The 23,911-nt window shown below is 42.0% G+C and carries 31 protein-coding genes; 18 read left to right on the top strand and 13 right to left on the bottom strand.

What is annotated here, in order from left to right:
* Positions 1–14 precede the first annotated feature (14 nt).
* The 3 genes from menB to menC all read left to right on the top strand — a co-directional run bounded on the left by menB (position 15) and on the right by menC (position 3,476).
* The gene (gene menB / locus CKW02_RS14190; protein WP_003217719.1) at positions 15–833 is read left to right on the top strand and encodes a 1,4-dihydroxy-2-naphthoyl-CoA synthase; all 819 of its coding nucleotides are present in this window, start codon (positions 15–17) and stop codon (positions 831–833) included.
* A 71-nt stretch (positions 834–904) separates the two neighbouring features.
* Positions 905–2,365: an o-succinylbenzoate--CoA ligase gene (locus CKW02_RS14185; RefSeq protein WP_003217578.1), complete on the top strand. Its 1,461-nt coding sequence runs from the start codon at positions 905–907 to the stop codon at positions 2,363–2,365.
* On the top strand, positions 2,352–3,476 hold the full coding sequence (gene menC / locus CKW02_RS14180; RefSeq protein WP_003217663.1) for an o-succinylbenzoate synthase: 1,125 nt from the start codon (positions 2,352–2,354) through the stop codon (positions 3,474–3,476). The genes CKW02_RS14185 and menC overlap by 14 nt, the downstream gene beginning before the upstream one ends.
* Positions 3,477–3,582: 106 nt before the next feature.
* On the opposite strand, the gene CKW02_RS14175 is transcribed toward menC, so the two are convergent.
* From CKW02_RS14175 to CKW02_RS14160, 4 genes are all read right to left on the bottom strand, one after another.
* On the bottom strand, positions 3,583–3,774 hold the full coding sequence (locus tag CKW02_RS14175; RefSeq protein ID WP_003217708.1) for a hypothetical protein: 192 nt from the start codon (positions 3,772–3,774) through the stop codon (positions 3,583–3,585).
* A 25-nt stretch (positions 3,775–3,799) separates the two neighbouring features.
* Positions 3,800–3,958, bottom strand: coding sequence for a DUF1540 domain-containing protein (locus CKW02_RS14170; RefSeq protein WP_008360682.1), 159 nt, complete (start codon positions 3,956–3,958; stop codon positions 3,800–3,802).
* A gap of 68 nt (positions 3,959–4,026) precedes the next feature.
* The gene (locus CKW02_RS14165; protein ID WP_170966031.1) at positions 4,027–5,073 is read right to left on the bottom strand and encodes a cytochrome d ubiquinol oxidase subunit II; all 1,047 of its coding nucleotides are present in this window, start codon (positions 5,071–5,073) and stop codon (positions 4,027–4,029) included.
* A gap of 21 nt (positions 5,074–5,094) precedes the next feature.
* Complete coding sequence (locus tag CKW02_RS14160) at positions 5,095–6,426, bottom strand: cytochrome ubiquinol oxidase subunit I (RefSeq protein WP_003217550.1); 1,332 nt, start codon at positions 6,424–6,426, stop codon at positions 5,095–5,097.
* 176 nt (positions 6,427–6,602) lie between these two features.
* Here CKW02_RS14160 and CKW02_RS14150 point away from each other — a divergent pair, with 176 nt between their 5' ends.
* Positions 6,603–6,845, top strand: coding sequence for a type B 50S ribosomal protein L31 (locus tag CKW02_RS14150; protein WP_003217579.1), 243 nt, complete (start codon positions 6,603–6,605; stop codon positions 6,843–6,845).
* Between the two features lie 76 nt (positions 6,846–6,921).
* On the opposite strand, the gene CKW02_RS14145 is transcribed toward CKW02_RS14150, so the two are convergent.
* The gene (locus CKW02_RS14145) at positions 6,922–7,911 is read right to left on the bottom strand and encodes a metal ABC transporter solute-binding protein, Zn/Mn family (protein ID WP_003217657.1); all 990 of its coding nucleotides are present in this window, start codon (positions 7,909–7,911) and stop codon (positions 6,922–6,924) included.
* A 214-nt stretch (positions 7,912–8,125) separates the two neighbouring features.
* Here CKW02_RS14145 and CKW02_RS14140 point away from each other — a divergent pair, with 214 nt between their 5' ends.
* The gene (locus CKW02_RS14140; protein WP_003217750.1) at positions 8,126–8,692 is read left to right on the top strand and encodes a beta-class carbonic anhydrase; all 567 of its coding nucleotides are present in this window, start codon (positions 8,126–8,128) and stop codon (positions 8,690–8,692) included.
* 1 nt (position 8,693) lies between these two features.
* Here the strand turns inward: CKW02_RS14140 and yidD are convergent, their stop codons facing one another.
* A complete protein-coding gene (yidD, locus tag CKW02_RS14135) occupies positions 8,694–8,918 on the bottom strand; it encodes a membrane protein insertion efficiency factor YidD (protein ID WP_003217666.1) in 225 nt (74 codons plus the stop codon).
* Between the two features lie 126 nt (positions 8,919–9,044).
* Here yidD and CKW02_RS14130 point away from each other — a divergent pair, with 126 nt between their 5' ends.
* Together CKW02_RS14130 and CKW02_RS14125 are read left to right on the top strand one after the other, a co-directional pair.
* Positions 9,045–9,518: an S-ribosylhomocysteine lyase gene (locus CKW02_RS14130; protein ID WP_003217624.1), complete on the top strand. Its 474-nt coding sequence runs from the start codon at positions 9,045–9,047 to the stop codon at positions 9,516–9,518.
* Positions 9,519–9,632: 114 nt separating this feature from the next.
* Positions 9,633–10,067 carry a FixH family protein gene (locus CKW02_RS14125; RefSeq protein ID WP_003217735.1) on the top strand — a complete coding sequence of 145 codons (435 nt, stop codon included), beginning with the start codon at positions 9,633–9,635 and terminating at the stop codon, positions 10,065–10,067.
* An 8-nt stretch (positions 10,068–10,075) separates the two neighbouring features.
* On the opposite strand, the gene ytzI is transcribed toward CKW02_RS14125, so the two are convergent.
* Positions 10,076–10,222 carry a YtzI protein gene (ytzI, locus tag CKW02_RS14120; RefSeq protein WP_003217544.1) on the bottom strand — a complete coding sequence of 49 codons (147 nt, stop codon included), beginning with the start codon at positions 10,220–10,222 and terminating at the stop codon, positions 10,076–10,078.
* 131 nt (positions 10,223–10,353) lie between these two features.
* Between ytzI and CKW02_RS14115 the strand changes: the two genes are divergently transcribed.
* The 4 genes from CKW02_RS14115 to CKW02_RS14100 all read left to right on the top strand — a co-directional run bounded on the left by CKW02_RS14115 (position 10,354) and on the right by CKW02_RS14100 (position 12,021).
* Positions 10,354–10,791, top strand: a complete 438-nt coding sequence (locus CKW02_RS14115) for a Dps family protein (RefSeq protein ID WP_003217576.1) — start codon at positions 10,354–10,356, stop codon at positions 10,789–10,791.
* Positions 10,792–10,916: 125 nt separating this feature from the next.
* A complete protein-coding gene (locus CKW02_RS14110; protein ID WP_003217712.1) occupies positions 10,917–11,108 on the top strand; it encodes a hypothetical protein in 192 nt (63 codons plus the stop codon).
* A gap of 156 nt (positions 11,109–11,264) precedes the next feature.
* Positions 11,265–11,669 carry a phage holin family protein gene (locus CKW02_RS14105; RefSeq protein WP_003217754.1) on the top strand — a complete coding sequence of 135 codons (405 nt, stop codon included), beginning with the start codon at positions 11,265–11,267 and terminating at the stop codon, positions 11,667–11,669.
* A gap of 43 nt (positions 11,670–11,712) precedes the next feature.
* Entirely contained in the window at positions 11,713–12,021 is a 309-nt protein-coding gene (locus CKW02_RS14100) for a hypothetical protein (protein ID WP_003217683.1), read from the top strand.
* A 29-nt stretch (positions 12,022–12,050) separates the two neighbouring features.
* Here the strand turns inward: CKW02_RS14100 and CKW02_RS14095 are convergent, their stop codons facing one another.
* Together CKW02_RS14095 and CKW02_RS14090 are read right to left on the bottom strand one after the other, a co-directional pair.
* Positions 12,051–12,842, bottom strand: coding sequence for an AIM24 family protein (locus CKW02_RS14095; RefSeq protein WP_003217675.1), 792 nt, complete (start codon positions 12,840–12,842; stop codon positions 12,051–12,053).
* A 22-nt stretch (positions 12,843–12,864) separates the two neighbouring features.
* Complete coding sequence (locus CKW02_RS14090) at positions 12,865–13,518, bottom strand: TerD family protein (RefSeq protein WP_003217746.1); 654 nt, start codon at positions 13,516–13,518, stop codon at positions 12,865–12,867.
* Between the two features lie 248 nt (positions 13,519–13,766).
* Between CKW02_RS14090 and ytkD the strand changes: the two genes are divergently transcribed.
* On the top strand, positions 13,767–14,243 hold the full coding sequence (gene ytkD / locus CKW02_RS14085; RefSeq protein WP_003217752.1) for an RNA deprotection pyrophosphohydrolase: 477 nt from the start codon (positions 13,767–13,769) through the stop codon (positions 14,241–14,243).
* Between the two features lie 31 nt (positions 14,244–14,274).
* Here ytkD and CKW02_RS14080 read toward each other — a convergent pair whose 3' ends face one another.
* Genes CKW02_RS14080 through CKW02_RS14070 form a run of 3 tightly spaced genes read right to left on the bottom strand, consistent with a single transcriptional unit; the run spans position 14,275 to position 16,843 of the window.
* Positions 14,275–15,021 (bottom strand): ABC transporter permease, encoded by a 747-nt coding sequence (locus CKW02_RS14080; protein ID WP_371475125.1) that lies wholly within the window; start codon positions 15,019–15,021, stop codon positions 14,275–14,277.
* A gap of 34 nt (positions 15,022–15,055) precedes the next feature.
* The gene (locus tag CKW02_RS14075) at positions 15,056–15,826 is read right to left on the bottom strand and encodes an ABC transporter ATP-binding protein (protein ID WP_003217636.1); all 771 of its coding nucleotides are present in this window, start codon (positions 15,824–15,826) and stop codon (positions 15,056–15,058) included.
* 15 nt (positions 15,827–15,841) lie between these two features.
* On the bottom strand, positions 15,842–16,843 hold the full coding sequence (locus tag CKW02_RS14070; protein ID WP_003217688.1) for an ABC transporter substrate-binding protein: 1,002 nt from the start codon (positions 16,841–16,843) through the stop codon (positions 15,842–15,844).
* Between the two features lie 173 nt (positions 16,844–17,016).
* Here CKW02_RS14070 and CKW02_RS14065 point away from each other — a divergent pair, with 173 nt between their 5' ends.
* Genes CKW02_RS14065 through CKW02_RS14040 form a run of 6 tightly spaced genes read left to right on the top strand, consistent with a single transcriptional unit; the run spans position 17,017 to position 22,153 of the window.
* Positions 17,017–17,745 carry a carotenoid biosynthesis protein gene (locus CKW02_RS14065; protein WP_003217714.1) on the top strand — a complete coding sequence of 243 codons (729 nt, stop codon included), beginning with the start codon at positions 17,017–17,019 and terminating at the stop codon, positions 17,743–17,745.
* On the top strand, positions 17,714–18,460 hold the full coding sequence (locus CKW02_RS14060; protein WP_034620865.1) for a lysophospholipid acyltransferase family protein: 747 nt from the start codon (positions 17,714–17,716) through the stop codon (positions 18,458–18,460). Before CKW02_RS14065 ends, CKW02_RS14060 begins: the two co-directional genes overlap by 32 nt.
* Positions 18,445–19,572, top strand: coding sequence for a glycosyltransferase family 2 protein (locus tag CKW02_RS14055; protein ID WP_095117860.1), 1,128 nt, complete (start codon positions 18,445–18,447; stop codon positions 19,570–19,572). Before CKW02_RS14060 ends, CKW02_RS14055 begins: the two co-directional genes overlap by 16 nt.
* A complete protein-coding gene (locus CKW02_RS14050) occupies positions 19,569–21,050 on the top strand; it encodes a phytoene desaturase family protein (RefSeq protein WP_034620866.1) in 1,482 nt (493 codons plus the stop codon). The genes CKW02_RS14055 and CKW02_RS14050 overlap by 4 nt, the downstream gene beginning before the upstream one ends.
* Positions 21,051–21,076: 26 nt before the next feature.
* Positions 21,077–21,871: an alpha/beta hydrolase family protein gene (locus CKW02_RS14045; RefSeq protein WP_003217723.1), complete on the top strand. Its 795-nt coding sequence runs from the start codon at positions 21,077–21,079 to the stop codon at positions 21,869–21,871.
* Between the two features lie 39 nt (positions 21,872–21,910).
* On the top strand, positions 21,911–22,153 hold the full coding sequence (locus CKW02_RS14040) for a DUF2584 domain-containing protein (protein WP_003217584.1): 243 nt from the start codon (positions 21,911–21,913) through the stop codon (positions 22,151–22,153).
* A gap of 45 nt (positions 22,154–22,198) precedes the next feature.
* Here the strand turns inward: CKW02_RS14040 and pckA are convergent, their stop codons facing one another.
* The gene (pckA, locus tag CKW02_RS14035) at positions 22,199–23,785 is read right to left on the bottom strand and encodes a phosphoenolpyruvate carboxykinase (ATP) (RefSeq protein WP_003217554.1); all 1,587 of its coding nucleotides are present in this window, start codon (positions 23,783–23,785) and stop codon (positions 22,199–22,201) included.
* Positions 23,786–23,911 lie beyond the last annotated feature (126 nt).

Below are 23,911 nucleotides of genomic sequence, written 5' to 3'. Positions count from 1 at the left end.
AGGAGGAACTATTGATGGCTATTGAATGGCAAACTGAGCGTCAATATGACGAAATTTTATATGAAACATGCAATGGGATTGCAAAGATCACGATTAATCGTCCACATGTACATAACGCGTTTACACCAAAGACTGTGAGTGAATTGATTGATGCATTTTCACGTGCTCGTGATAATTCGAATGTTGGTGTGATCGTACTTGCAGGTGCTGGCGGCAAAGCATTCTGTTCTGGTGGAGATCAAAAAGTACGCGGTCATGGCGGTTATGTAGGAGACGATCAAATTCCGCGTCTAAATGTACTCGACTTACAGCGTTTAATTCGTGTGATTCCAAAACCTGTTGTTGCGATGGTTGCTGGTTATGCAATCGGCGGCGGGCACGTTCTTCATATTGTATGTGACCTGACAATTGCAGCAGATAATGCGATTTTTGGACAAACTGGTCCAAAAGTAGGCAGCTTTGATGCTGGTTATGGCTCAGGCTACCTTGCACGTATTGTTGGTCATAAGAAAGCGAGAGAAATCTGGTACTTATGCCGTCAATACAATGCACAAGAAGCGCTTGATATGGGACTTGTTAATACTGTTGTACCATTAGAGCAGCTTGAAGAGGAAACAGTGAAGTGGTGCGAGGAGATGCTAGAAAAGAGCCCGACTGCTTTACGATTCTTGAAGGCTGCATTTAATGCAGATACGGATGGATTAGCTGGAATTCAACAATTTGCAGGAGATGCGACACTTCTTTATTACACAACAGATGAAGCAAAAGAAGGACGCGATTCCTTTAAGGAAAAACGCAAGCCGGACTTCGGTCAGTTCCCGCGTTTCCCTTGATTCAATCATAGCGATGAAAAACAGCTTAGTGCATCAGACTAAGCTGTTTTCTTTTACAAAAAGGAGGTGTCATGATGAAGCAACCGAATTGGCTGCTGCACCGTGCTTATTTAACACCAGAAAGAGTCGCACTCATTTATCAGGATAAACAGTGGACATTTCGCGATTTAGCTGATGAAGTCAATGAGCTTTCAAATAGACTTGCACAAGCATCATTAAAAAAAGGGGAAACGGTCGGGCTTTTGATGAACAACCAGCCTCAAATGGTGATGCTTGTTCATGCTTGTTTTTCATTAGGATTCAAAATCGTGCTATTGAACAATAAGTTAACAAAAGCTGAAAGGCGCTATCAACTTGAAGATGCAAAAGCAGCCGCTTTATTTACTGAACCTGTTTATGCAAGTGATCATAAGGGTGATCTACCCGTTTATATAATGGAGACTTTACCAGAAGCAGGTCACGACAATGGAAAGAAAATCGAAAGCGAATTTGATTTGAATGAAACAGCAACGATCATGTATACGTCTGGCACAACAGGACAACCAAAAGGGGTCGAGCAAACGTTTGGTAATCATTTTTATAGTGCTGTTTCCTCTGCACTCAATATGGGCCTCAGAGAGGATGACCGCTGGCTTATTGCACTGCCTCTTTTTCATATTAGCGGGTTATCCGCTTTATTTAAGTCTGTGATTTATGGGATGACTGTCGTACTTCATCAAAAGTTTGATGTCGATGAAGTAAAGGGTTCGATTGAACAGCATCGTGTGACGATGATATCTGTTGTTCAAACGATGTTATCCCGTTTATTAAGCAGGCTGGAAGAATGTCCGTCTTCTTTGCGCTGTCTGTTATTAGGCGGAGGACCTGCGCCTTTTGCGATGCTTCAAGAAAGCAAAGAGAAAGGCTTCCCTGTGTTTCAATCGTACGGCATGACAGAAACCTGTTCACAAATTGTGACCCTTGCGCCTGAATTTAGTGTAGAGAAGCTTGGATCAGCGGGAAAACCCCTTTTTGGATGTGAGCTGAAAATTCAAGATGGTACGCGCATTTGTCGTCCTTTTGAGCATGGCGAAATTATGGTGAAAGGGGCAAATGTCATGAAAGGGTACCTTTACCGCGAAGAGGCGACCGCGGCTGCTTTTGATCAAGGCTGGCTGAAAACGGGTGATATCGGCTATGTGGATGAGGAAGGATTTTTATTTGTGCTTGACCGCCGTTCAGATTTAATTATTTCTGGCGGTGAGAATATTTATCCTGCTGAAATTGAAGCGATCCTGTTAACACATCCGCATGTAAAGGAAGCCGGAGTGACGGGTATGTATGATGATAGATGGGGAGAGGTACCAGCTGCCTTTCTTGTCACAGACCATAAAATACCGGAGAACGAGCTCTATGCTTTATGTGAGTCGCATCTAGCAAAATATAAATGGCCTGCCGCTTTTCACTTTGTGGACGAGCTGCCAAGAAATGCGTCAAATAAATTGCAAAGGCACAGACTCAAGTCAAAGGGGTTTTTAGATGATTCAAATTGAACGAGTAATTTTATATCATGTCACGATGAAGCTCAAGCAGCCATTTACCACAAGTCTTGGGACCATCTCAGAGCGTGAGTTTATTATTGTCGAGGTAAAAGATCAAACGGGATTGACTGGATGGGGAGAGGTGTCAGCCTTTTCTTCTCCGTGGTATACAGAAGAAACCATTGAGACTTGTTACCATATGCTGAGAGCCTTTTTTATACCAAATGTGCTGACACGCACCTTTACACACCCTTCAGAAATACCAGACAGCCTGTACCAATTTAAAGGCAATAGGATGGCGAAAGCGGGAATTGAAGCGGCTGTTTGGGATATTTATGCGAAGCGTGAGAATAAGTCGTTACGAGATGTATTAGGCGGCACCAAGGATAGAATACCTTCTGGTGTTGTGGCGGGGTTAGGACCCATTGATGACATGCTGAAGCAAATACAGCAATTTGTGGACCAAGGTTATCAGCGGGTGAAGGTGAAAATTAAGCCGGGGCAGGATATCGGACTCCTTAAAAAAATTAGAGAGTCTTTCCCTCACCTTCCACTAATGGCGGATGCAAACTCTGCTTATGAATTAAAGGATATTAGCAAGCTCAAACAGCTCGATGACATTCGTTTATTAATGATTGAACAGCCATTAGCTGCAGATGATATCGTCGATCATCGCCATTTGCAAAAGCACTTAAAAACACCGATATGTTTGGATGAAAGTATTTGTTCCTTAGATGATGCTAGAAAAGCTGTAGAGCTTGGCAGCTGTCAAATTATTAATGTGAAGCCTTCACGAGTTGGAGGGCTGACAGAAGCCCTCAAAATCCATACATTCAGTAAGGAGCATCAAATTCCGTTATGGTGCGGAGGAATGATTGAAACAGGCATTTCCCGCGCGCAGAACGTGGCACTTGCTTCGCTTCCGCAATTTACAATTCCAGGTGATATTTCCGCTTCGTCAAAATATTGGGAGCAAGATATCATTTTTCCTGAAATCAAGGTTGAAAATGGTTTTATTGAGGTGCCTCGTTCCCCAGGAATGGGCGTAGAAGTGGATTATCAAGCGCTTCGTTCCTTCTCAGATAAAATTGACGTCTTTACAAAACATGATTTTGTGATGTGAAAATAAGGTATTCACCTTTTGCACATCCAATAAAATCTATATATAGTGAGAGAAAGTTTTTCCTTCCTGTCTCAACAAAAAAGAAAGAGCGGTGATCCGCTCTTTCTTACTCTTCTACCAGTTCGCTGTCATAAGCAAGCTGTCCAATATAGTGATTCATTTCACTGGGCATGTCTGCTGCATGGCCATATTCATAATCCCAAAGGTTTAAAAAGGAGTGAGCAGCCTGATAAAATGCGGCTTCGTCCGCGTCGAGAATTTCATAAAAAAACGTTTGAAGCAGCCGATCGTGTTTCAATGCGAAGCGCCTCCTTAAATGAGACTTAAAGATCTTGTGGTTTAAACGTTTTACAATCCGTTTCTTCACTTTTTTCAGCCGTATTTCCTGTGTGGCTGACGACATAGATTGCATCTGCCCCACAGCGGTTTCCAGCATTCCAATAGGAACAGTTATTGACTTCACAAAGGATTTTTTGACTCATACAGATGACCTCCTTTTGAGTATGTCTTTCTTCTATAATGTAACCGAAATGAACCTCATCCATTCACGTTAATCTTCCTGGCGAATATAGCGCTTATCCTTCATAAACAATTTCCAGAAGAAATAGAACCCAGGGAATAAGATGATAAAACCTACAATATACGTGATAAATAATGCTCTAAATGTCACAGGGTCTGTAAATCCAGACATGATTGTAATATCCGGATAGGCCATATAAGGCAAATGGGCACGTCCGTACACATAGCTTGCTAAAAAATATTGAATGGTAATCGCAATGACAGCTAAACGAGGCCGGCCTTTTCTATGCTTAAACCGACTATTTGGTAAAAATAGAGCCAGCCCTGCTAGCAAAAACATCAGGAGTGATACAAGAAGAATAGGGATGTTCTGCATCATTTTTGTGAACAGCCAATTTGCCTCGCTTCTTAATGTCAGCATGATGAAAAAGGCCATCATGAGTGAAAGCGGACCCGTAATGAGCGCTCCTCTTCTATAAATGCTGTAAGCTTCATCTTCATCAGCCACATTCGAGAAATCAGCTAAAAGCAATGACGAAAGAAAAAGGGTGCTGAAAATGGCAAAGCCGACAAAAGAATAGACATTTGCACTCGTAAAGACCAGTCCAAGATCTAATGAGTAGTTGTTGTTCTCCTCAAAGATAAATCCACCATGAGTAATCGGAAGAACCATGATCAGGATCGATGGAATGATAAAGCCGCTAATCCCTGAAATGTAAGTCACTGCTTTTCTGTATTTTTTAGGAAGAGAATGAGAAAACACGAGAAACCCGCTTCGCAGTGCAAGAAGCAATAATATAATGCTGCCGGGTATTAATAAAACAGTACCAAGGACAAAGGTCGCACCTGGAAACATACTAAACAATGCGACAACAATTGCCACAATGAATACGTTAGTTACTTCCCATGTTGGAGAAAGGTACTTATTTGCGATATTAGCGGCCTTTGTTTGTTCTTTATTCATATAAATCATGGACCAAAATCCTGCGCCGAAATCCATTGATGCCATCACTGCATAGATAAAAACGAACCCCCATAAGATGGTGATTGCAATGAGTGCATCAGTTGTCACATCCATTTGCATCTTGATCGCTCCTTTTTAAGATTCTGTTAACCGTAGGTCTTCTTCAATCGAATGTTTTCTAAAGTAGTACGTCAGCACAATCACAGTTGCTATGCCTAAGATGAGATAGACAATGGCAAAAAGGATAAAGAGCGTACCGATCGAGCCTGATGATGTGACGACCTCTGAGGTTTTGAGCATTCGATAAATGACCCATGGCTGACGGCCTGTACATGCAAAAATCCAGCCGAACTCAATGGCCAAAAGACTAAGGGGCCCGCCGAATAAGTAAAGAAAAAGGAGCCACTTCGGATAATGCTCGCGTTTTAAAATTTTACGGTAAAGCAGTGCTAACACCGCAAACAAAATGAGAACTGAGCCAATAATGACCATGCCGTTAAATAACGTGTGAATAAATAAAGGCGGCCACTCGTCACGAGGGAAATCATTTAAGCCTTTGACCACCGTATCAAAGCTATTTCCTGCCAGAAAGCTAAGCGCCCAAGGGATTTCAATTGCTCCTTTAATTTCCTTTGAATCAGCATCAGTAAAACCACCTATTGCGAGCGGCGCATGTGATTGTGTTTCAAATAAACCTTCAGCACCAGCTAATTTTTCTGGCTGATATTCATACAGAAGCTGAGCAGACTCATGACCATTTATAGCCGTAAGAAATGAGAAGAGGCCGCCTACAATAAGTCCAAGAAAAAGGGCTTTTCGATGAAACGTATAGAGTTTCTCATTCTTTCTTGTTTTAAGCATTTTAAAAGCTGCCACTGATGCAATCACAAAAGCACCTGTTGTAAAAGCAGACAGCACGACATGTGTCGCAGTTACGACAAAGCTTGGATTGAAAAAGGCCTTCCAGGGCTCGATATTCGTAATTTCTCCATTGACCATTTGAAAGCCAGCAGGAGTACCTTCAAACGCATGTACGTTTGTGATCAGAATCGCTGAAGCGGCTGCACCAATCACGACAAAAATAACGGTAATGATGCGCATAGCAGGTGATAGGCGATCCGCTGCGTACACATAAATAGACATAAATAATGCTTCAATAAAGAACGCATAAATTTCAATCTGAAATGGCAGTGACATGACCTTTCCGATGACCTCCATAAAACCTGGCCATAGAAGAGCGAGCTGGGTACCAGCAATCGTGCCTGTTGGAATGGCGACACCTAACAAGACAGCCTGCGCTTTCGTCCACCGTTTCGCCATGACAGCATAGTGAGGGTCCTTCGTTTTTTGGAAGATGAGTTCAGCTAACAAAATCATTAGCGGGATGCCGACACCAAGCGAGGCATAAATAATGTGAAAGCCCATGGTTGTGCCGAACAGGCTTCTAGCTAAAACGAGATCAGTCAATTTTTTTCTCCGCCTTTCTTATCGCTTCTCTTTTTCATGATGTTATTATTCTCCACCATTTTTAGATTATTCTTCCTGACTAAGAAAGCTTGATTTTTGACAAGTTGTAAGAGAGGGAGTAGAATATAAATATAAAACGTAATAATTACGTTTTGATAACGAAAGGAGTTTTGACATTGAAAAGAGATATTCATCCAACCTCACATGAAGTTGTATTTATGGACGTAAACAGCGGTTACCGCTTTTTGAGTAAATCGACAAAGTCATCCAATGAGACAGTAGAATGGGAAGATGGGAAAACGTATCCTGTCATTAAAGTAGAAACAAGCTCTGATACGCATCCTTTTTATACAGGACGCCAAAAGTTCGGAGAAAAAGGCGGAAGAGCCGAGTTGTTTAAGAAAAAGTATCAAATGTAATATAAAAAGCACACCCTACAATGGTGTGCTTTTTTTACAGCAAAAAACCCCGGATAATCACCCGGGGTTTTAACAATTAATCATTTAAAGCGGTTTTTAAGGTCTTTAGATTTTGTTTCATTAAGCTGACGTAGCTTTCGCCATTTTTGGCATCATCTTCAGTAATAGATTCTAGATTTTTAAGTGTGAGGCTTTTTGCCCCAATTTCACTGCGGATCGTATCTGAGACTTTGCTGCTGACGTTGTTTTCAAAAATCACATATTGAATGTGATGCTTTTCAGCTTTTTGTACAATGCTTTCGAGCTGCTTTTGTGAAGGCTCTTCAGAAGCGGATAACCCTAATACACTGATTTGTTCAATGCCGTAGCGCTTTTCCCAATAACCGTAGGCTGCGTGGGAAACAAGGATTTCTTTATGTTTTGCTTTAGATAACGTTGTGTTGAACTCTTGATCTAGCGATTGCAAATCCTTTTTTAGTTTTTCATAGTTTTTTGTGTATTCGTCTTTATGATCTGGATCTAATGAAACGAGTGTATCTTTAATGTTTTTTGCCATTTGCTGTGCATAAACAGGGTCTAACCATGCATGAGGATCTTTATCTCCGTGATCGTGTCCATCATGGTCATGATCTTCCCCTTCATGATCGTGATCATGGTCTTCGCCTTCTTCATGTGAATGCTCTTCTTTTGTCGATAACAATTTGATGCCTTCGGCTGCTTTGACTGTTTTCACGCCTTGGTCTTTTAACGTAGAAGCGGTTTTGTCAGCGAATGCTTCAGCGCCTGTGCCGCTGTAGATGAAGGCGTCTCCTTCAGCCATTTCAACCATCGTTTTTGAACTTGGTTCAAAGCTGTGTGCATCTGCATTGGCAGGGTACACGCTTTGCGCATGAACATGAGAACCACCAATTTTTTCAGTGAAATCTTGAATCGGGAAAATTGTGGTGTAAACGGTTAGTTTTCCGTCTGCTTTCCCTTTTGAAGCATTTGTCCCCGCACTGCTTGAGCAAGCGGCAAGACCGATCGCAAATAAAGCAGCAGTTAACATATAAAAGATTTTTTTCATGTGAAAAATGTCTCCTCTCAATCTATTAGATAGAAATGATTACGATTTAATGTCCTGAGTTATTGTATCGTAATAATTACGATTTGAAAAGAGGAAAATAAAAAATTTTCAACAGCAGATGTTTCCTTTTAAAAAAATGCACTGCAAAACGTGACGAAATTTCTCACATTGTGCTATATTTATTTTTAAAAAAAGATAAAGGAATGGACAACGTATGAAACTTTTAGAAGAAATCATCGAATATAATCAACAATTTATTGAAGAAAAGAAATACGAAGAATTTACAACAACGAAGTTTCCACAGAAAAAAGCTGTCATTCTGTCATGTATGGATACAAGACTTGTCGAGTTGCTTCCACGTGCAATGAACATGAGAAATGGAGATATCAAGATCGTTAAAAGTGCTGGTGCTCTTGTGTCTCATCCATTTGGAAGTATTATGCGAAGCATTTTAGTGGCTGTTTATGAATTAAATGCTGACGAGGTTTATGTCATTGGGCATCATGATTGCGGTATGAGCAAAATAGACAGCCAAACACTTTTAAACAAAGCCATTGAGCGTGGTATCCCAGAAAAACGTATTGAAGTACTGGAATACTCAGGAATCGATTTTAAACAGTGGCTCAAAAGCTTTAGTTCGGTTGAAGAGAGCGTGAAGGACAGTGTGTCCGTTGTGAAAAATCACCCGCTTCTCCCATCAAATGTGCCTGTGCACGGTCTTGTCATTGATCCAGGAACTGGCAAGCTTGACGTAGTCTTCAACGGATATGAAGAAAAATAATTTATTTTTCCTTTTTCGGCGGGACAGGATCGATGCCGCCAGGATGGAGCGGATGACATTTTAAAATCCGTTTGATGGTGAGCCAGCCGCCTTTTAAAGCGCCATGCGTTTTGATCGCTTCTAGCCCGTAGTTTGAGCATGTTGGGTAAAACCGGCAGCTAGGCGGTGTAAGAGGGGAAATACACTTTTGATAAAAGCGTATGATGCCGATAAAAATTTGTTTCATAGAAGTTCCTCCTTGTCTGTCTTTCACAGTATAAGAAAAAAGGACAAGGAAGGAAAGTTTTATAAACTAAACTGGTCGGAGAAATATGTTATAATATAGGAAATTGCAATTATAGGAGTGGTGATTATGCCTTCAGTTGAAAGCTTTGAACTTGATCATAATGCTGTAAAAGCGCCATACGTTCGTCATTGTGGCGTTCATAAAGTGGGATCAGATGGAGAAGTCAATAAATTTGATATTCGTTTTTGTCAGCCAAACAAACAAGCAATGAAACCTGATACGATTCATACATTAGAGCATTTACTTGCGTTTAACATTAGAACACACTCAGAGAAATACGACCATTTTGATATCATTGATATTTCTCCAATGGGCTGCCAGACAGGCTACTATTTAGTGGTCAGTGGTGCACCAACTCCAAAAGAAATCGTTGAACTTCTTGATGCAACATTCAAGGATGCAGTTGAGGTAACAGAGATTCCTGCTGCAAACGAAGAGCAATGCGGTCAAGCGAAGCTTCATGACCTTGAAGGGGCAAAACGTTTGATGCGTTTCTGGCTTTCTCAAGATCAAGAAGAGCTTCTCAAAGTATTTGGTTAATCGATCATAAACCGGACATGATGATGTCCGGTTTTTTTGTATTCGATCATGAGATGTCAAAATAGGGGATATTTGTTAAAATGGACATGTCAGTAAAAGAAGGGGGAACTCGGGATGCGAAAAATGTTGGGAATGATATTGATGCTCTTGTTACTAAGTGCATGTGGGAACTCTGCAGCAAATAGTGGCGAAGGGGAGGTACCTGAGCTATTAGAAGTGAAGCTTACAGGACCTGAACAAGTGGAGAAAAATGAAAGCGTTATAGTAAAAGCAGCTGTCACATATGGTGATACGCCTGTTGATGATGCAGACGAAGTTCAATTTGAAGTGTGGAAAGATGGCGATAAGGATAACAGCAAGATGATTCAGCCAAAGAAAGAGAACAAAGGTGTATATGAATTGCATACAGCCTTTAAAAAAGATGGCCTTTATATCATACAAGTCCATGTGACAGCTAAACAGCAGCATAATATGCCAAAGACAAATATCCATGTAGGTGATGTGAAAAAAGAGAGTTCATCTACTGAAGAAGAAACCTCACATCATTAAGTGTCATTTTATTTCGGGTTAGGACGTTGGTTTGGTTCAGCATCCTGTGGTGAATCGACTTTATGCTTATATTCATAAGCCTTCGATGTTGTCCATAGTGATAAAAAGACAACGATTGAGATAATGATAAAGCTGATAATCCCAAGTAGCAGCATCTAACTCCCTCCTTATTTCCATATTAACATATATTTCATGCAGTCAAAATAGAAGAAATTCATGGCAGGTTTCAGTATAATAGGAAAAGGGTATTCTCATACTAAACGCAATTACATAAGGAGGAATAAACATGTCTGAAAAATTATTAAACGTCGTTAATAAACAAGTAGCTGATTGGACTGTGCTTTACGTAAAATTACATAACTATCACTGGTACGTAAAGGGAAAAGACTTCTTTACACTCCATGAGAAATTTGAGGAACTTTATACAGAAACAGCGACGTACATTGATGATTTGGCTGAGCGTATGCTTGCGTTAAATGGACAGCCTGTTGCGACAATGAAAGAATGCTTAGAAATTTCTAGCATTCAAGAAGCTGAAGGTAATGAATCAGCGGAGCAAATGGTGAAAAATCTATATGATGATTTCTCCAATATCGCTGAGGAATTAAAGCAAGGAATGGAGCTGGCTGGAGAAGTTGGCGATGAAACAACAGGTGATATGCTGCTTGCGATTCATCAATCTATTGAGAAACACAACTGGATGCTTAAAGCATTTTTGGGATAATACGTATGTGGAAGGAATGTCGATCATGAAGAGATCGACATTCCTTTTTTGTTGGAATCGGGACAGACAGCCCATTGAAATCATAGGGCTTTCAGCCGAAGAGAAAAGAGAAGGGAGGGGAGAAGATGTCTTCTATTGCAGGAATGATGAGTCAGCAAGTCGCGAGCATTCAAAAAACACTTAATATTAGTTTGTTGAATTCACAGCTTGCTACGAATACAGCACAAGCCATGGTCATGCTGGATCAAGTTCAGCAGCAGCCTCAAGCTGTTCAACCAAAGGATTCAGACGCTCGCTTTATTGATGTGAGAGTCTAAAGATGGAAGCCGCCGCACAAGGTGGCTTTTTTTCTTGTCATCACTCTCTCTGATTTAAAAGGCGACGCCTTTATTTTTTGTCGTCCAAGCTATTGCGAGGATCTGACATATACTATTGAGGTAAGGAGTTCCACTCTGAAAGGATGTTGATGCCAAGTGAGCAAAGATTTAGGCATCTTTTCGTTGTTTACAGTCAGTTTGTCAGCGATGGGCTTTCTGTTTGGTGGAGCAGGATATTTACTGATGATATTAGTAACACTCATGGCCATTGAATTAATTTGTTCAAGCCTAAGAGAATCTTTGACAGGACAGCTCACAATGAAACGTTTTTCTACACGGCTTGTTCGAAAGATTGTGACGGTCTCCTTAATATCCATGGCGCATTTCTTCGATGTCATGCTGAAGACAAATGGGATGATTAAGGATTTAGCGATCATCTTCTATATTATTTATGAATCTTACCAAATCGTCTCGACAGCCAATGCCCTCGGAATTCCCATTCCACAGTTGTTTATTGATGTGTTGGACATGTTAAAAAATAAATTGCGCAAAAAGCCGTAATTTCTTCATATCTGGTCATACTAAAGGAAAAAGGATGAATCAGATGACGAGACACACATATTATGTATCCGTACAGGATGGGTCGATATCTCAGCATAGAGATGCGGCGGCTTGGCAATTTCAAATAGAAGCAGACGATGATCAAATTTTGCAGCTGAGAGACTATTTCGATGAACAGTATATGACAGATTGGAAAGGCTTCTTTCGAGCGCATGTTCCGTATCTTGAATATCATTATGACAGTCCGAATGATGAAATGGATCGAAAAAGAAAAGAGATATACTCAATGATTTTCGAGCTCGGGAATGAAGAGACAAAGAACTTTATTGAAACAAATGGATTAATGAATTGAAAAAGCATGTAGAGATTTTCTACATGCTTTTATTTTCGCGGTTGTAAGATGCCTCCGATCAGATCACTAAGCCCGCCTCTATTCTCTTGCTGAGATGTCTGTGAATTAGTGAATTCATGGGAGGAGTTCTGGCTCTGAGGCTTATAACGGTTATCATCTAAACCAACCCGTAAGCCGGATGTACGCTCAGATGGCTGGATAATGACAATTTGGTCTTGTTCTTGGAACTCAAATAAGTAGGATTCACCAGATGTTTGTCCGATGAGGGTCTTCCAGTTCACATCTAATTTGACCTTCGGTGCTTTACCTGTCCAAGCGACGATGGCGTCAGGGTCTACACGGCAAGGGGCTTTTAAAATGAGCGGGTTTCCATTTGTTTTAATGGCGACCTGCGCCCCGTGGCCTTGATAGGAGAGCTTTGATGTAAACAGTCCTTTCTGTGATAAAATCCCTACGCCTACTGGTGTCACGCCGTAATGACATTCCTCAGTAAAGGCAAGTAAATCCTCACTTTCTACACTTACATGCTGCCAAGGACCGCTCGGCTCAAGGTTAATCACTGTCACGTGCTCGCTGGAATCAGCCAAATAACAAGTACCTTGTCCACTTACTTCCATCACCTCAAGGTTTTCACCTGTCAATTTTCTGCTGATATGGTTAAATACTTGACTGACCATATTTCCTTTGTTCGTACCGAGTAGTCGTTTGCGGTATTGAAACGTACCTTGATCGGCAATCATTGCGCCTTTTTTCGCAAAAAAGATTCCGCTGCCTTCTGCTTGTAAAGTGAGTTCTTCTATTGTGTTGAATTGAAATCCCATTGGTGCCGGCTCCTTTCCTGCGTCAAGATGTGAATCCATAGATGCGGCATAAATCATTTAAATCTAGCGTAGTTCCTTGCCCGGTGGCGATAATTTTCCATTCTTCCTCATCTCTTATGAGTTGGGCGCAAATGATGGAGGTACAATACGAATAATCTTCTGTTAATTGAAAGGTACAAATCTCTTGTTGTGATATTTGATCAGTCAGATGCACATAAGCGTTCGTCACTTGTCCAAAATGATGCTTGTGCTCGTGTGCATCATGTATCGTGGCTGTTACAACGATTTTATGAATATCAGGAGAGACTCTGCTTAATTGCATAATGATCATTTCATTGTCTCGATATCCGCCGCCAACTTGATGATCACCAAGATGGCGAACAGCTCCGTCTAAGCTCTGCTGCTGATGATAATAGATCAGATGGCTTGGAGACAACAGTTTGTCCTCTTCATTTAAGAGAAACACTTGCGTATCTAAATCAATTGGCTGGCCAGCCAAATCCCAGCCAAGCCCGATTTGAATTTGGTCGATATTTGGATTGTCTTTAGTTAAATCTAGCTTTTGCCCTTTGATGAGGTGTTTCTTGATCACCTCATGAGGGGCGTCATCTTTTTCAATTTTACTGGGCGTAAGCGATTGATCTTTTTCTTGTTTTGACCCATTTGTTATCCTCATGCTGTTTTCCTCCTTGTCGTAATAGGACAAACACTAATTGATTTACGTCATCAAGGGATAAAAGGTTTCATGATTAAAATAGGGTGAAGTTGGGGATGATAAAAAGGTTTTAGCAACAAGACCTCATTTTAAATACAGACGAAATGAAACCACTCGTTTGTTTCACTTTTGATAAAAATTCTTCAGAGAAATGTGATCTGTGGTATGATGTTTTACAAGAAGCAAGGACAGGATATGAGGGATTTTACATGCATGTATTTAAAGACTATTATCATAATACGGTCAAGCTCTCCTTTGAAGAGAAGCCTTTTTCAAGTCATCCAAAGCATGTTTGGGCTATCTGCCGTTACCAGGGGAAATGGCTGCTCACTGAACATGAGGATCGGGGCTATGAGTTTCCAGGAGGGAAAGTTGAGCCAAATGAAGAAGCAGACCAAGCCGCTATACGTGAGATTCAAGAAGAGACGGGTGCTGTTGTTCGTGAATTAACGTATATTGGTCAGTATCAGGTGCTAGGCAGAGAAAAGGTCATCGTAAAAAATATTTATTTCGCTGATATTGAAAGGCTAGTGAAGCAAGACACGTATTTTGAAACGAAAGGACCTGTTCTTTTCGCAGACTTGCCAAGATCCATCGCAAAAAATAAGAATTTCAGTTTTATTATGAAAGATGATGTGTTAAGAAAAAGTCTTGCTTATTTAGAAAAGAACGGTTTGATTCGTTAAAAAAAGCGCAGGGAGATCATCCCTGTGCTTTTTATTTTTGGAGAAAACGGCGTTCGAGCCATTCCACAAGCTGGTACATGATGGTCGCAAACACAGCAATAATGAAAAGACTTAAGAACACGAGTGTAAAGTTGAAGACTTGAAAACCGTAAATGATCATGTAGCCGAGCCCTTTTGAGGATACAAGAAATTCCCCTACAATGACCCCAACCCAAGAAAGACCAACATTCACTTTGATGGCAGAAATCATCGTTGGAATACTAGCTGGCAAAATGACCTCACGAAAGACGACGCTTTTTTTCGCGCCAAAGGTTTTCATCACCTTTAAATAATTCTCATCGACCTCTTGAAAGGCAGTGTAAATGACGATCGTCGTAATGATCACACTAATGATCGCACCCATGGCGACGATGCTGATCATACCAGGTCCAAGGGCAACAATTAAAATGGGGGCGAGGGCAACTTTCGGCATGGCATTTAAAATGACTAAATAAGGATCAAGAACGTTTGCTAATCGGGTGGACCACCATAAGGCGGCAGCGAGCAAAATGCCGCAAAAGGTACCAAGTAGAAAACCGAGCACCGTTTCAAATAATGTAATACTCATATGATTCATTAAAGAACCATCTTGAATTTTTTGCACAAACAATTGGCAGACCGCAGATGGTGAACTGAAAATAAGCGGATCAATGAACCTGAAATGACTGGCAAGCTCCCAAAGCGAAAAGAAGCTGGCGAATATGATGAGCTGATAGATACGTGTGATCCGTTTTTCCATTCGGTATTTTTTGCGATAGGCTTCATGTAAAAGGTCACTGTGTTTCAACTGTTTTCAGCTCCTTCCAAATCGTTTGAAAGAGCTCTTGGAAATGCGGGGTCTGTCTCGCTTCAAATGGAGAGAGAGCCCTTATGTCGTCTGGAACGGTAAAGATTCGCTGGATAGAGCCTGGATGCTTTGAGAATAAGAAAATGCGGTCACTCATCGCAATGGCTTCGCCAATGTCATGTGTCACAAGGACTGCTGTTTTTTGATAGTCTTTTAATGTGTGAAAGACGAGATCTTCTAATGTGAGTTTTGTTTGGTAGTCTAGCGCTGAAAATGGCTCATCTAGTAAAAGCAGACCGGGATCAACTGCAAGTGTTCGGGCGAGAGCCGCACGCTGCCTCATTCCGCCAGACAGCTCCTTCGGATATTTTTCCTCGACTTCAGGCAGTCCAAGCTTTGGCAGTAAATCAAGTGCAGCTGAGGTGGCCTCATGCGAATCTTGTTTCGCAATTTTTAACCCGAGAATGACATTTTCCTTGATGGTCTTCCAAGGAAACAAATAATCTTGCTGGAGCATATAGCCGATTTGATGCTCCTGTTGATTTGGTTCTTTTCCTTCGATTAAAATTCGACCTTCAGAGGGCGGCGTAATTCCTGCGATGATAGACAGCAAGGTGGTTTTTCCGCAGCCGCTGGGACCAATAAATGAGATGAATTCACCTTGGTCTATCTCCATATTGATGAGCTGTATAGCTGTTGTTTTTTCTTTTAAAGAGAAGTACGTATGGGTCACATGGTCAATTTGAAGGAAAGACATGTGCTACCTCCTATTCTATTTGTGATCTGTGACCTTCTTTGCAATGGATGAATCGACAAGTTGTTTGTACGGAATAAATTCCGGCAATTCACCGCTCTCCTTCATGATTTCCTGCAATTTGTTCCATTCTTCTTCATTTAGAAGGGGATCTGTTGCATAGGAATCTTGCTGTTTGTAGCGTTTGATGGCAGTTGATAAGACATCAAGGTCTGTATCAGGAAAATGAGCTTGAATGGCCTTTGCAATCTCCTCAGGCTGCTTGGCTTCTACCCATTTCTGCGCTTTGTAAATGGCTCGGGTGAAGGCTTCAGCGGTCTCTTTGTTTTCCTCTAAGTAACTCTTCTTTGCCATGAAGGTGGTATATGGCACCTTGCCAGAAGCTTCTCCAAAGGAGGCGGTAATGTACCCTTTACCTTCTTTTTCGAGTAAGGAAGCGGTCGGTTCGAATAACTGTACAAAATCGCCAGTTCCAGAGGAGAATGCACCTGAAATGTTGGCAAAATCAATATTTTGAATCATACGAAGATCCTTTTTTACATCAATGCCTTCTTTTTTCAAGACATATTCACCGACCATTTGCGGCATGCCGCCTTTCCGCTGTCCTAAGAAATCTTTACCTTTTAATTGATCCCAAGAGAATTGGTTTACTTTCTCCCTTGAAACAAGAAATGTGCCGTCTGTTTGCGTCAGCTGTGCAAAGTTTATGACAGAATCCTTTGTGTCTTGAGCCTCTACATAGATAGAGGATTCAGACCCGGTCAGGGCGATATCAGCACCGCCTGATAAGAGAGCTGTCATCGTTTTATCGCCGCCCCAAGTGGTTTTTAGTTCAACCTCCAGGCCTTCTTCTTTGAAGAAATCCTCTGATAAGGCGACATATAGCGGAGCATAAAAGACCGAATGGGTCACCTCGGCTACTTGTACGGTCTGCTCCTGTTCTTTTTTACAGGCGACAAATGGAATAAAGAGCAGGACGACGACGATGAATGCCAGTCTGACTTTGATGGAACGATTCAAGAGTAATTCGCCTCCTTTGTTCTAGATCACTATTAAAGTATGTGAAAAGGGATTTTTGGTGAGTGCCTAGATGAAAATAAGAAGCGCATTGTTTATTTATAGAACGCGTCTTTTTTTCTATACTAGAGGCATGAAGACTTTCTTGAATTTGGCAGAAATAAAGGAGCGGTTTCGTGTATAGATTGAGTTGGGTATTTATTGGATGGTATTTAGTAGGTCTGATCTTAATGGTCTTTTTTGAAGTGCCAGCATGGCTTCAGTTTGCAAACGGAATCTTTCTTGTGCTGTATGCTTGCTGCGTCATAGAGATTGGGCGACAGATTTATGGCTCATGGGGATTTGTCATCAAAAGGGCAGTCATTGTCGGGGTGCTTACATTTACGGTGGAGTGGGTAGGGATCACAACGGGGTTCCCATTTGGGGCCTATGACTATTATCCGACGCTAGGTTTTCTAGTGGCGGGGGTGCCGTTAACCATTGCATTTGCTTGGGTTGGCGTGTTTTTAAACAGCCTTTTTTTATCCAGTCAGCAGTCAAAGTGGAGACGAGCCGTCGAAACGGGGATATGGATTGTGTTGCTTGACCTCATATTAGATCCAGTAGCAGCTGAGCGGAAGTTTTGGGTGTGGTATGACGGCGGTGGGTTTTATGGTATTCCTTTTGAGAATTTTGTGAGCTGGGGTATGATTGGAGCAGGACTTTCATTTCTTTTCCCGCTTGTCTCAATTGATCAAAAGACACTCAGCTGGACGAGTCGTATTTATCAGGCGATGGTGTTCTTTTTTGGTCTTTTGGCATTAAAGGGCGGACTCGATGTCATTTTTTATTTAGCACTGATCATTGTCATTTTGTGTGAAGGAAGGGTTCGATTTGAAAGAAAGCGACAAAAGCCGATCGTTTAGACGTCTATTTTCACTTTATCTAGAGCGATATTTGCTCCATAAGCATTTCCGCTGTGTGATGATGAAAGGCTCGGTGGACCCGAAGGAAAACCTGCCTGTTCTTTATCTCGCCAATCATAGCTCATGGTGGGATGGACTGATCATTTTTCTTTTAACAGAAAAGGCGTCTGAACTTGATCACTACATGATGATGGAAGAGAAGCAGCTGAAGCAATATGCTTTTTTCCGTAAGCTTGGGGCGTTTCCGGTTCATAAAGAGAACCTGAGAAGCGTGAAACAAGCTTTAATGACAGCAAAAGAGAACATGCAGGACGGCGGAGCGGTATGGCTTTTTCCACAGGGGAAAATTATGCATCAGGACGTGAGACCGCTTGAACTGGAAGGCGGGGCTTCTTTTTTAGTGAGGCAATTTGAGCAAGTCGTGGTGAAGCCTGTAACCTTGCAGTATACATTTAATCAATATCAAAAGCCGATAGTTTCTGTTGTGTTCGGTGATGATGCCATCGTATCTGGAAGCTCCCTGCGAAGCAAGGATATGACGCGTATGCTTGGCGATCTGCTTGAAACGCAGTTAAACAGGCATCAAGCACAGGTCATTGCGGATCCTGATTTTTCAATAAACGAAGAATTTAAACAGATCACAAGGACAAGTCAGTCAACAAGTGATGCGTTTGATTCTTTTAAAAAGTGGGTGAGAACATGGCACTCTTCTTAACTGTAATCAGTGTGCTGTTGCTTTGTCAGTTTCTATTCACCATATGGAATATGAAGCAGTTTCCCGTGTTAAAGCCCGCTTCCTTTTCATCAGATGAACCCATTTCGTTATCGATACTGATTCCGGCTAGAAATGAGGAGAAACGGATAGAAGCCTGTCTTCAGTCGATCGTTAATCAACGTCTTTATCCGAAAGAGGTGATTGTACTTGATGATCATTCGACCGATCAGACAAGAGCGATTGTGGAGCGCTTCTCACAAACATATCCATGGATTCGTGTGCAGTCAGGCCGGCCGTTAAAGCCAGGCTGGCTAGGAAAATCATACGCCTGTTCTCAGCTCGCTGAGGTGGCGGCTTCTGATTGGCTGTTATTTTTAGATGCGGATGTCCGGTTGAAACGGGGAGCAATTGAAGCTGTGTACGAGCAGTTATGCGCGCAAAAAACGGGCATGCTGTCAGGCTTCCCAGAGCAAAAAACAGGCACTTTCTTTGAGCATCTTGTCGTTCCCATGATGATGTTTACCATTGGCTGTCATCTACCTGTGAAGTGGGTCAGAAAATCAAAGAATCCGGCTTTTGCCGCCGCGCATGGAGGCTTTATTGCCATTGAAAAGAGTTGCTATCACAATATCGGCGGGCATGAAGCGATTAAGGATTCGCTAGTGGATGATATGGCATTGGCTAGACGGGTGAAGGAACAAGGCTTACCGTTCACACTAGCAAGCATTCATCCATTTGTGTATATGAGAATGTATGAGAGTGGACAAGAGGTTTGGAAAGGCTACCGGAAAAATTTGTTTCCAGGTGTCAATCGAAGCATTGCTTTGTTAAGCAGTGTCTTTTGTTTATACACCCTGCTTTATTTGGCTCCAATCATTTGCTTGATAATGGCTTTGCTGCAGCTGGATGTGCTTAGTATATGCTTAGCGATTCTTTGCTACGGACTGGGTGTGTCGATCAAAGCGGCAATTGATATTGAGAACGGAAGAACATCTGCAATGGCCTTTTTATTACCGATCAGCATTTTAAGTCTGATCGCCATTGGCCTTGCTTCTATGAAAATCGGGCTGAAAAAAGAAGGGTATGAATGGAAAGGGAGAAGGTACGAATGAAAAAAGTGATCATCATCGGCGGCGGGCTTGGCGGATTATCAGCAGCGATCCGCTTACAGTCACGCGGGGTTCAGGTCACCATATTAGAAAAAGAAGCGGCTTTAGGCGGGAAATTGCAGCGTCATCAGGGGGCTGGCTACTCTTTTGATCTAGGACCGAGTACCATTACAATGAAGTCATACTTTAAGGAAGTGTTTGTTTCCTGTCATAGACGGATGGAGGATTACGTCACATTTTATCCGATTTCTCCTCTGACCAAAAATGTTTTTTCAGATGGACATACGGTCGAATTTACGCCGAATATTGAGCAGATGGAATCACAAATTGCAGCATTCAGTCCTGAGGATGCGAAGCAATACCGTGCATTTTTACAGGAATCAAAGATGCTTTTTCAAAAGGCTGAGGATCAGTTTTTAAATCGTTTGTTATTGACGTGGAAGGATAAGGCGGATGTAAAGCTCGTGAAAGCCCTTCTCTCTGTCAAACCGTTTACAACCGTTCAACGCTTGCTGCGTCAATATTTCCGTCATCCGCATACATTGGCGATGTTTGGACGGTATGCTACATACATCGGCTCTTCTCCCTATCAGGCTCCGGCTATTTTTAATATGATGGCGTATTTAGAAGGGGAGAAAGGGATATATGGCATAAAGGGCGGTACATATCGTTTAGTTGAAGCATTTGAGACTTTGGCAAAGGAATTAGGAGTACAGATTCACCTGAATGAACAAGTCAACAAGATTCATGTGAAGGACCGGCGAATCAAAGGAGTAGAAACGGCTCACCAGATGTATGAAGCAGATCAAGTCATTGCCGGAGCGGACGCGCTGACTGTCTACCGCAATCTGATTGATGAAAAAGACCGCCCAAGCTTTTTAAATCAAAAGCTTACTGCCATTGAACCGTCACTATCTGGCTTTGTTCTCTTATTAGGTGTACCTAAAGTCTATGAACAGCTGTCCCATCACAATGTGTTTTTCCCAGAGAATTATGAGCAAGAATTCAAGGATATTTTTCAGAAAAAACAACTGCCTCAGGATCCAACGCTTTACATCTGTTATTCAGGTCATTCAGAACCAGCTTTAAGCGGAGGACCGGGAAGAAGCAACTTGTTTGTACTGGCGAATGCGCCTTATGTGACAAATGAACACGATTGGGACATGCTAAAGGAGACATACCCGCAGCATATGAAAACAAAATTAAAGGAAAAGGGTCTCTTTGATCTGGATAAGGTGGCCGAATATGAAGCGGTTCAAACTCCGCTTGATCTGCAGCAGAAAACGGGTGCATATCATGGAGCCATTTATGGTATGTCTTCCAACTCGTTCAAGCAGGCGTTCTTCCGCATCAATAATCAGTCAAAGGACATTGAAGGGCTATGGTTTGTTGGAGGAACGAGTCATCCAGGCGGCGGCACGCCGATGGTGACTAAATCAGGCCAGCTTGTAGCAGAAGCGATCATCAAGCATTTGACGTAAGAACAGATGAAAAGGAGAGAAATCAAGTGATTGTGGAAAAAAGAAGGTTTCCGTCCCCCCATCCGCATATTCACTTATTTACAGTGACCTATGAGGCAGATGGACTTCGGATCAAAGGGCTGCTCGCAGAACCGGCCGGAGAAGGTCTCTATGACGGCTTTTTGTATTTAAGAGGCGGCATAAAAAATGTGGGAATGGTCAGACCAGGCCGGATTGTGCAATTTGCCGCGCAGGGATTTGTTGTATTTGCGCCCTTTTACCGAGGAAATCAGGGAGGCGAAGGGAACGAAGACTTTGCCGGAGAGGACCGGAAAGATGCTTTTGCTGCCTTTCAGTTGTTAAAGCATCATAAAAAGGTGAAGCAGGAGCGTATTCATATCTTTGGTTTTTCGCGCGGAGGCATTATGGGCATTTGGACCGCTGTTGAAATGAAACAGGAGGCCGCTTCCTTTGTGACATGGGGAGGCGTCAGTGATATGAAGCTCACCTATGAAGAGCGTGTGGATATGAGAAGGATGATGAAACGTGTGATTGGCGGTCCCCCGCACAAAGTGCCAGAGGCCTATGAGGATAGAACGCCTTTAAATGATGTAGACAAAATTGAAGCGCCTGTTCTCATCATCCACGGAGAAGAGGATCAGAATGTATCCATTGAGCATGCGTATTTATTAGAAGATGCGCTGCGCCAGCACGGAAAGTCAGTGGAGACTTGGTATTTCCATGGATACAACCATTATTTTCCGCCGCAGTATAATCGGGAAATTGTCAGAAGGCTGACGACGTGGATGCACAGCCGGAAAAGCGGAAATGTGGTAAAATAAGCAGTATAACGAATTTTAGAAAGTAGGGGGATTTTCAATATGGGAATGCCTGTTGAATTTAATACAATGATTGTCACGAAGGGAAAAGAGACAAGAATTGAAGAGAATGTATTTGAGCTCATGAAGGAAGGGTACCGCATTTATCCATTAAATATTCCGCTTGAGGTGCGTAAAACGAAAGACGGAGAAAAAACAGGGACAGCACACGTTGAAAAGTTAGAGCTTACAGACAATGTGACAAAGGTCACTTACCGTCTCGTCTCATTACATTCAACAAACTAACAAAAAAAGCTGAGGGAATGATTCCCCTCAGCTTTTGTCATTTGATTATACGAGTGGTCCGCCTTTGGCTTCAATGTCACTTGCTGCGTGGCTGAATTTTTGGAAGTTCTTTTTAAATTCATTGGCAAGGAAGTGTGCTTTTTCTTGATAAGCCTCTTGGTCATCCCATGTTTTAGAAGGTTGAAGCACTTCATCTGGAACGCCAGGAATATGAAGCGGGATGTGTAATCCAAAGATGTCATCAGTGATCATTTCGGCGTTGTCGAGGTCGCCTTCGATCGCTGCTTGCACCATTGCTCTTGTATGCGCTAGGTTCATACGTTTGCCTGTACCATAGCCTCCGCCAGTCCAACCTGTATTCACAAGGAATACTTTTGCGCCGTGCTCATCAATTTTCTTGCCAAGCATTTCAGCATAGACGTGAGCTGGAAGCGGCAAGAATGGTGAACCGAAGCAAGTAGAGAATGTCGTTTCTGGTGATGTGACACCGCGCTCAGTTCCTGCTAATTTACTTGTGTAACCGCTCAAGAAATGGTACATCGCCTGTTCTTTTGTTAAACGGCTGATTGGAGGTAAAACGCCAAATGCATCAGCTGTTAAGAAGACAATGGCAGATGGGTGTCCTGCGATACTTGGCGTCACGATGTTATCAATCATTTCGATTGGGTAAGCAGCGCGTGTGTTTTCAGTAAAGAACGTGTCATCATAATCCGCTTCACGTGTTTCTTCATCAAGCACAACATTTTCAAGAACTGATCCGAAGCTGATGGCTTTGTAGATTTGCGGTTCTTTTTCTTCGCTTAAGTTCACACATTTCGCATAGCATCCGCCCTCAATATTGAAGACTCCTGAGCCAGACCAGCCGTGTTCATCGTCACCGATCAGCTTGCGGCTTGCGCTTGCAGAAAGCGTCGTTTTCCCAGTACCTGAAAGGCCGAAAAATAGTGCGACATCGCCTTCTTGACCGACGTTTGCTGAGCAGTGCATGGATAAAATATCTTGCTCAGGAAGCAGGTAGTTCATGACAGAGAAGATGGACTTTTTCATCTCTCCTGCATACTCTGTTCCACCGATCAGAATGGTACGTTTTTCAAAAGAAACGATAATAAACGTTTCAGAGTTTGTGCCATCTGTTTCAGGATCTGCTTTAAAATGCGGTGCAGATAAGATGGTGAACGGTTTTTCGTTTGAAGAAGGTGTTGATCCGTCAGGTCTGATGAATAGCTGCTTTGCAAAGAGATTGTGCCATGCAAATTCGTTTACCACTGTAATTGGCATACGGTATCTTTCATCTGCACCGGCAAATCCTTCAAAGACGAATAGTTCATCACGTTCTTTTAAGTATGACACAACCTTTGTATATAAACGGTCAAATGCTTCTTTAGAAATCGGCTGGTTGACTTGACCCCAATCAATTTTATGTTCAGAGCTTTCTTCTTTCACGATAAATTTATCTTTAGGCGAACGTCCTGTGTAGGCACCCGTTGTAGCACGGACAGCTCCTGTTGATGTTAAAACGCCTTCATCACGTGCCAAAATCTTTTCAACAAGTTTCGGAACAGATAAATTTTGGTGCGTATTTTCTAATGAGAGCAATGACTGCAAATCTTCTTTTAAATCCACTGAGTTCATAAAAAAACCCTTCCTTTACCGTTGAATTTGTTTTGTTTCGATTAGTATAACACATTCGTAATAATAGTCTATACTATTTAAATATTTTTGTGTGTGTTTTTTCATTTCTGCTATGAAAATATGCTT

The organism is Bacillus pumilus (assembly GCF_900186955.1).
In the GTDB taxonomy this organism is placed as follows: Bacteria; Bacillota; Bacilli; order Bacillales; family Bacillaceae; genus Bacillus; species Bacillus pumilus.
This window is presented reverse-complemented; position numbering and strand designations above follow the sequence as displayed.

Coding starts and splice junctions, on each gene's coding strand:
- CKW02_RS14055 (WP_095117860.1), top strand. CDS start 18,445: ATGGCACTCTTCTTAACTGTAATCAGTGTGCTGTTGCTTTGTCAGTTT.
- CKW02_RS14125 (WP_003217735.1), top strand. CDS start 9,633: ATGCGAAAAATGTTGGGAATGATATTGATGCTCTTGTTACTAAGTGCA.
- CKW02_RS14140 (WP_003217750.1), top strand. CDS start 8,126: ATGAAACTTTTAGAAGAAATCATCGAATATAATCAACAATTTATTGAA.
- CKW02_RS14165 (WP_170966031.1), bottom strand. CDS start 5,073: ATGGATGTGACAACTGATGCACTCATTGCAATCACCATCTTATGGGGG.
- CKW02_RS14095 (WP_003217675.1), bottom strand. CDS start 12,842: ATGGGATTTCAATTCAACACAATAGAAGAACTCACTTTACAAGCAGAA.
- CKW02_RS14040 (WP_003217584.1), top strand. CDS start 21,911: ATGGGAATGCCTGTTGAATTTAATACAATGATTGTCACGAAGGGAAAA.
- CKW02_RS14115 (WP_003217576.1), top strand. CDS start 10,354: ATGTCTGAAAAATTATTAAACGTCGTTAATAAACAAGTAGCTGATTGG.
- CKW02_RS14130 (WP_003217624.1), top strand. CDS start 9,045: ATGCCTTCAGTTGAAAGCTTTGAACTTGATCATAATGCTGTAAAAGCG.
- CKW02_RS14170 (WP_008360682.1), bottom strand. CDS start 3,958: ATGAGTCAAAAAATCCTTTGTGAAGTCAATAACTGTTCCTATTGGAAT.
- CKW02_RS14075 (WP_003217636.1), bottom strand. CDS start 15,826: ATGTCTTTCCTTCAAATTGACCATGTGACCCATACGTACTTCTCTTTA.
- pckA (WP_003217554.1), bottom strand. CDS start 23,785: ATGAACTCAGTGGATTTAAAAGAAGATTTGCAGTCATTGCTCTCATTA.
- ytkD (WP_003217752.1), top strand. CDS start 13,767: ATGCATGTATTTAAAGACTATTATCATAATACGGTCAAGCTCTCCTTT.
- yidD (WP_003217666.1), bottom strand. CDS start 8,918: ATGAAACAAATTTTTATCGGCATCATACGCTTTTATCAAAAGTGTATT.
- ytzI (WP_003217544.1), bottom strand. CDS start 10,222: ATGCTGCTACTTGGGATTATCAGCTTTATCATTATCTCAATCGTTGTC.
- menC (WP_003217663.1), top strand. CDS start 2,352: ATGATTCAAATTGAACGAGTAATTTTATATCATGTCACGATGAAGCTC.
- CKW02_RS14110 (WP_003217712.1), top strand. CDS start 10,917: ATGTCTTCTATTGCAGGAATGATGAGTCAGCAAGTCGCGAGCATTCAA.
- CKW02_RS14145 (WP_003217657.1), bottom strand. CDS start 7,911: ATGAAAAAAATCTTTTATATGTTAACTGCTGCTTTATTTGCGATCGGT.
- CKW02_RS14185 (WP_003217578.1), top strand. CDS start 905: ATGATGAAGCAACCGAATTGGCTGCTGCACCGTGCTTATTTAACACCA.
- CKW02_RS14080 (WP_371475125.1), bottom strand. CDS start 15,021: ATGGAAAAACGGATCACACGTATCTATCAGCTCATCATATTCGCCAGC.
- menB (WP_003217719.1), top strand. CDS start 15: ATGGCTATTGAATGGCAAACTGAGCGTCAATATGACGAAATTTTATAT.
- CKW02_RS14050 (WP_034620866.1), top strand. CDS start 19,569: ATGAAAAAAGTGATCATCATCGGCGGCGGGCTTGGCGGATTATCAGCA.
- CKW02_RS14100 (WP_003217683.1), top strand. CDS start 11,713: ATGACGAGACACACATATTATGTATCCGTACAGGATGGGTCGATATCT.
- CKW02_RS14090 (WP_003217746.1), bottom strand. CDS start 13,518: ATGAGGATAACAAATGGGTCAAAACAAGAAAAAGATCAATCGCTTACG.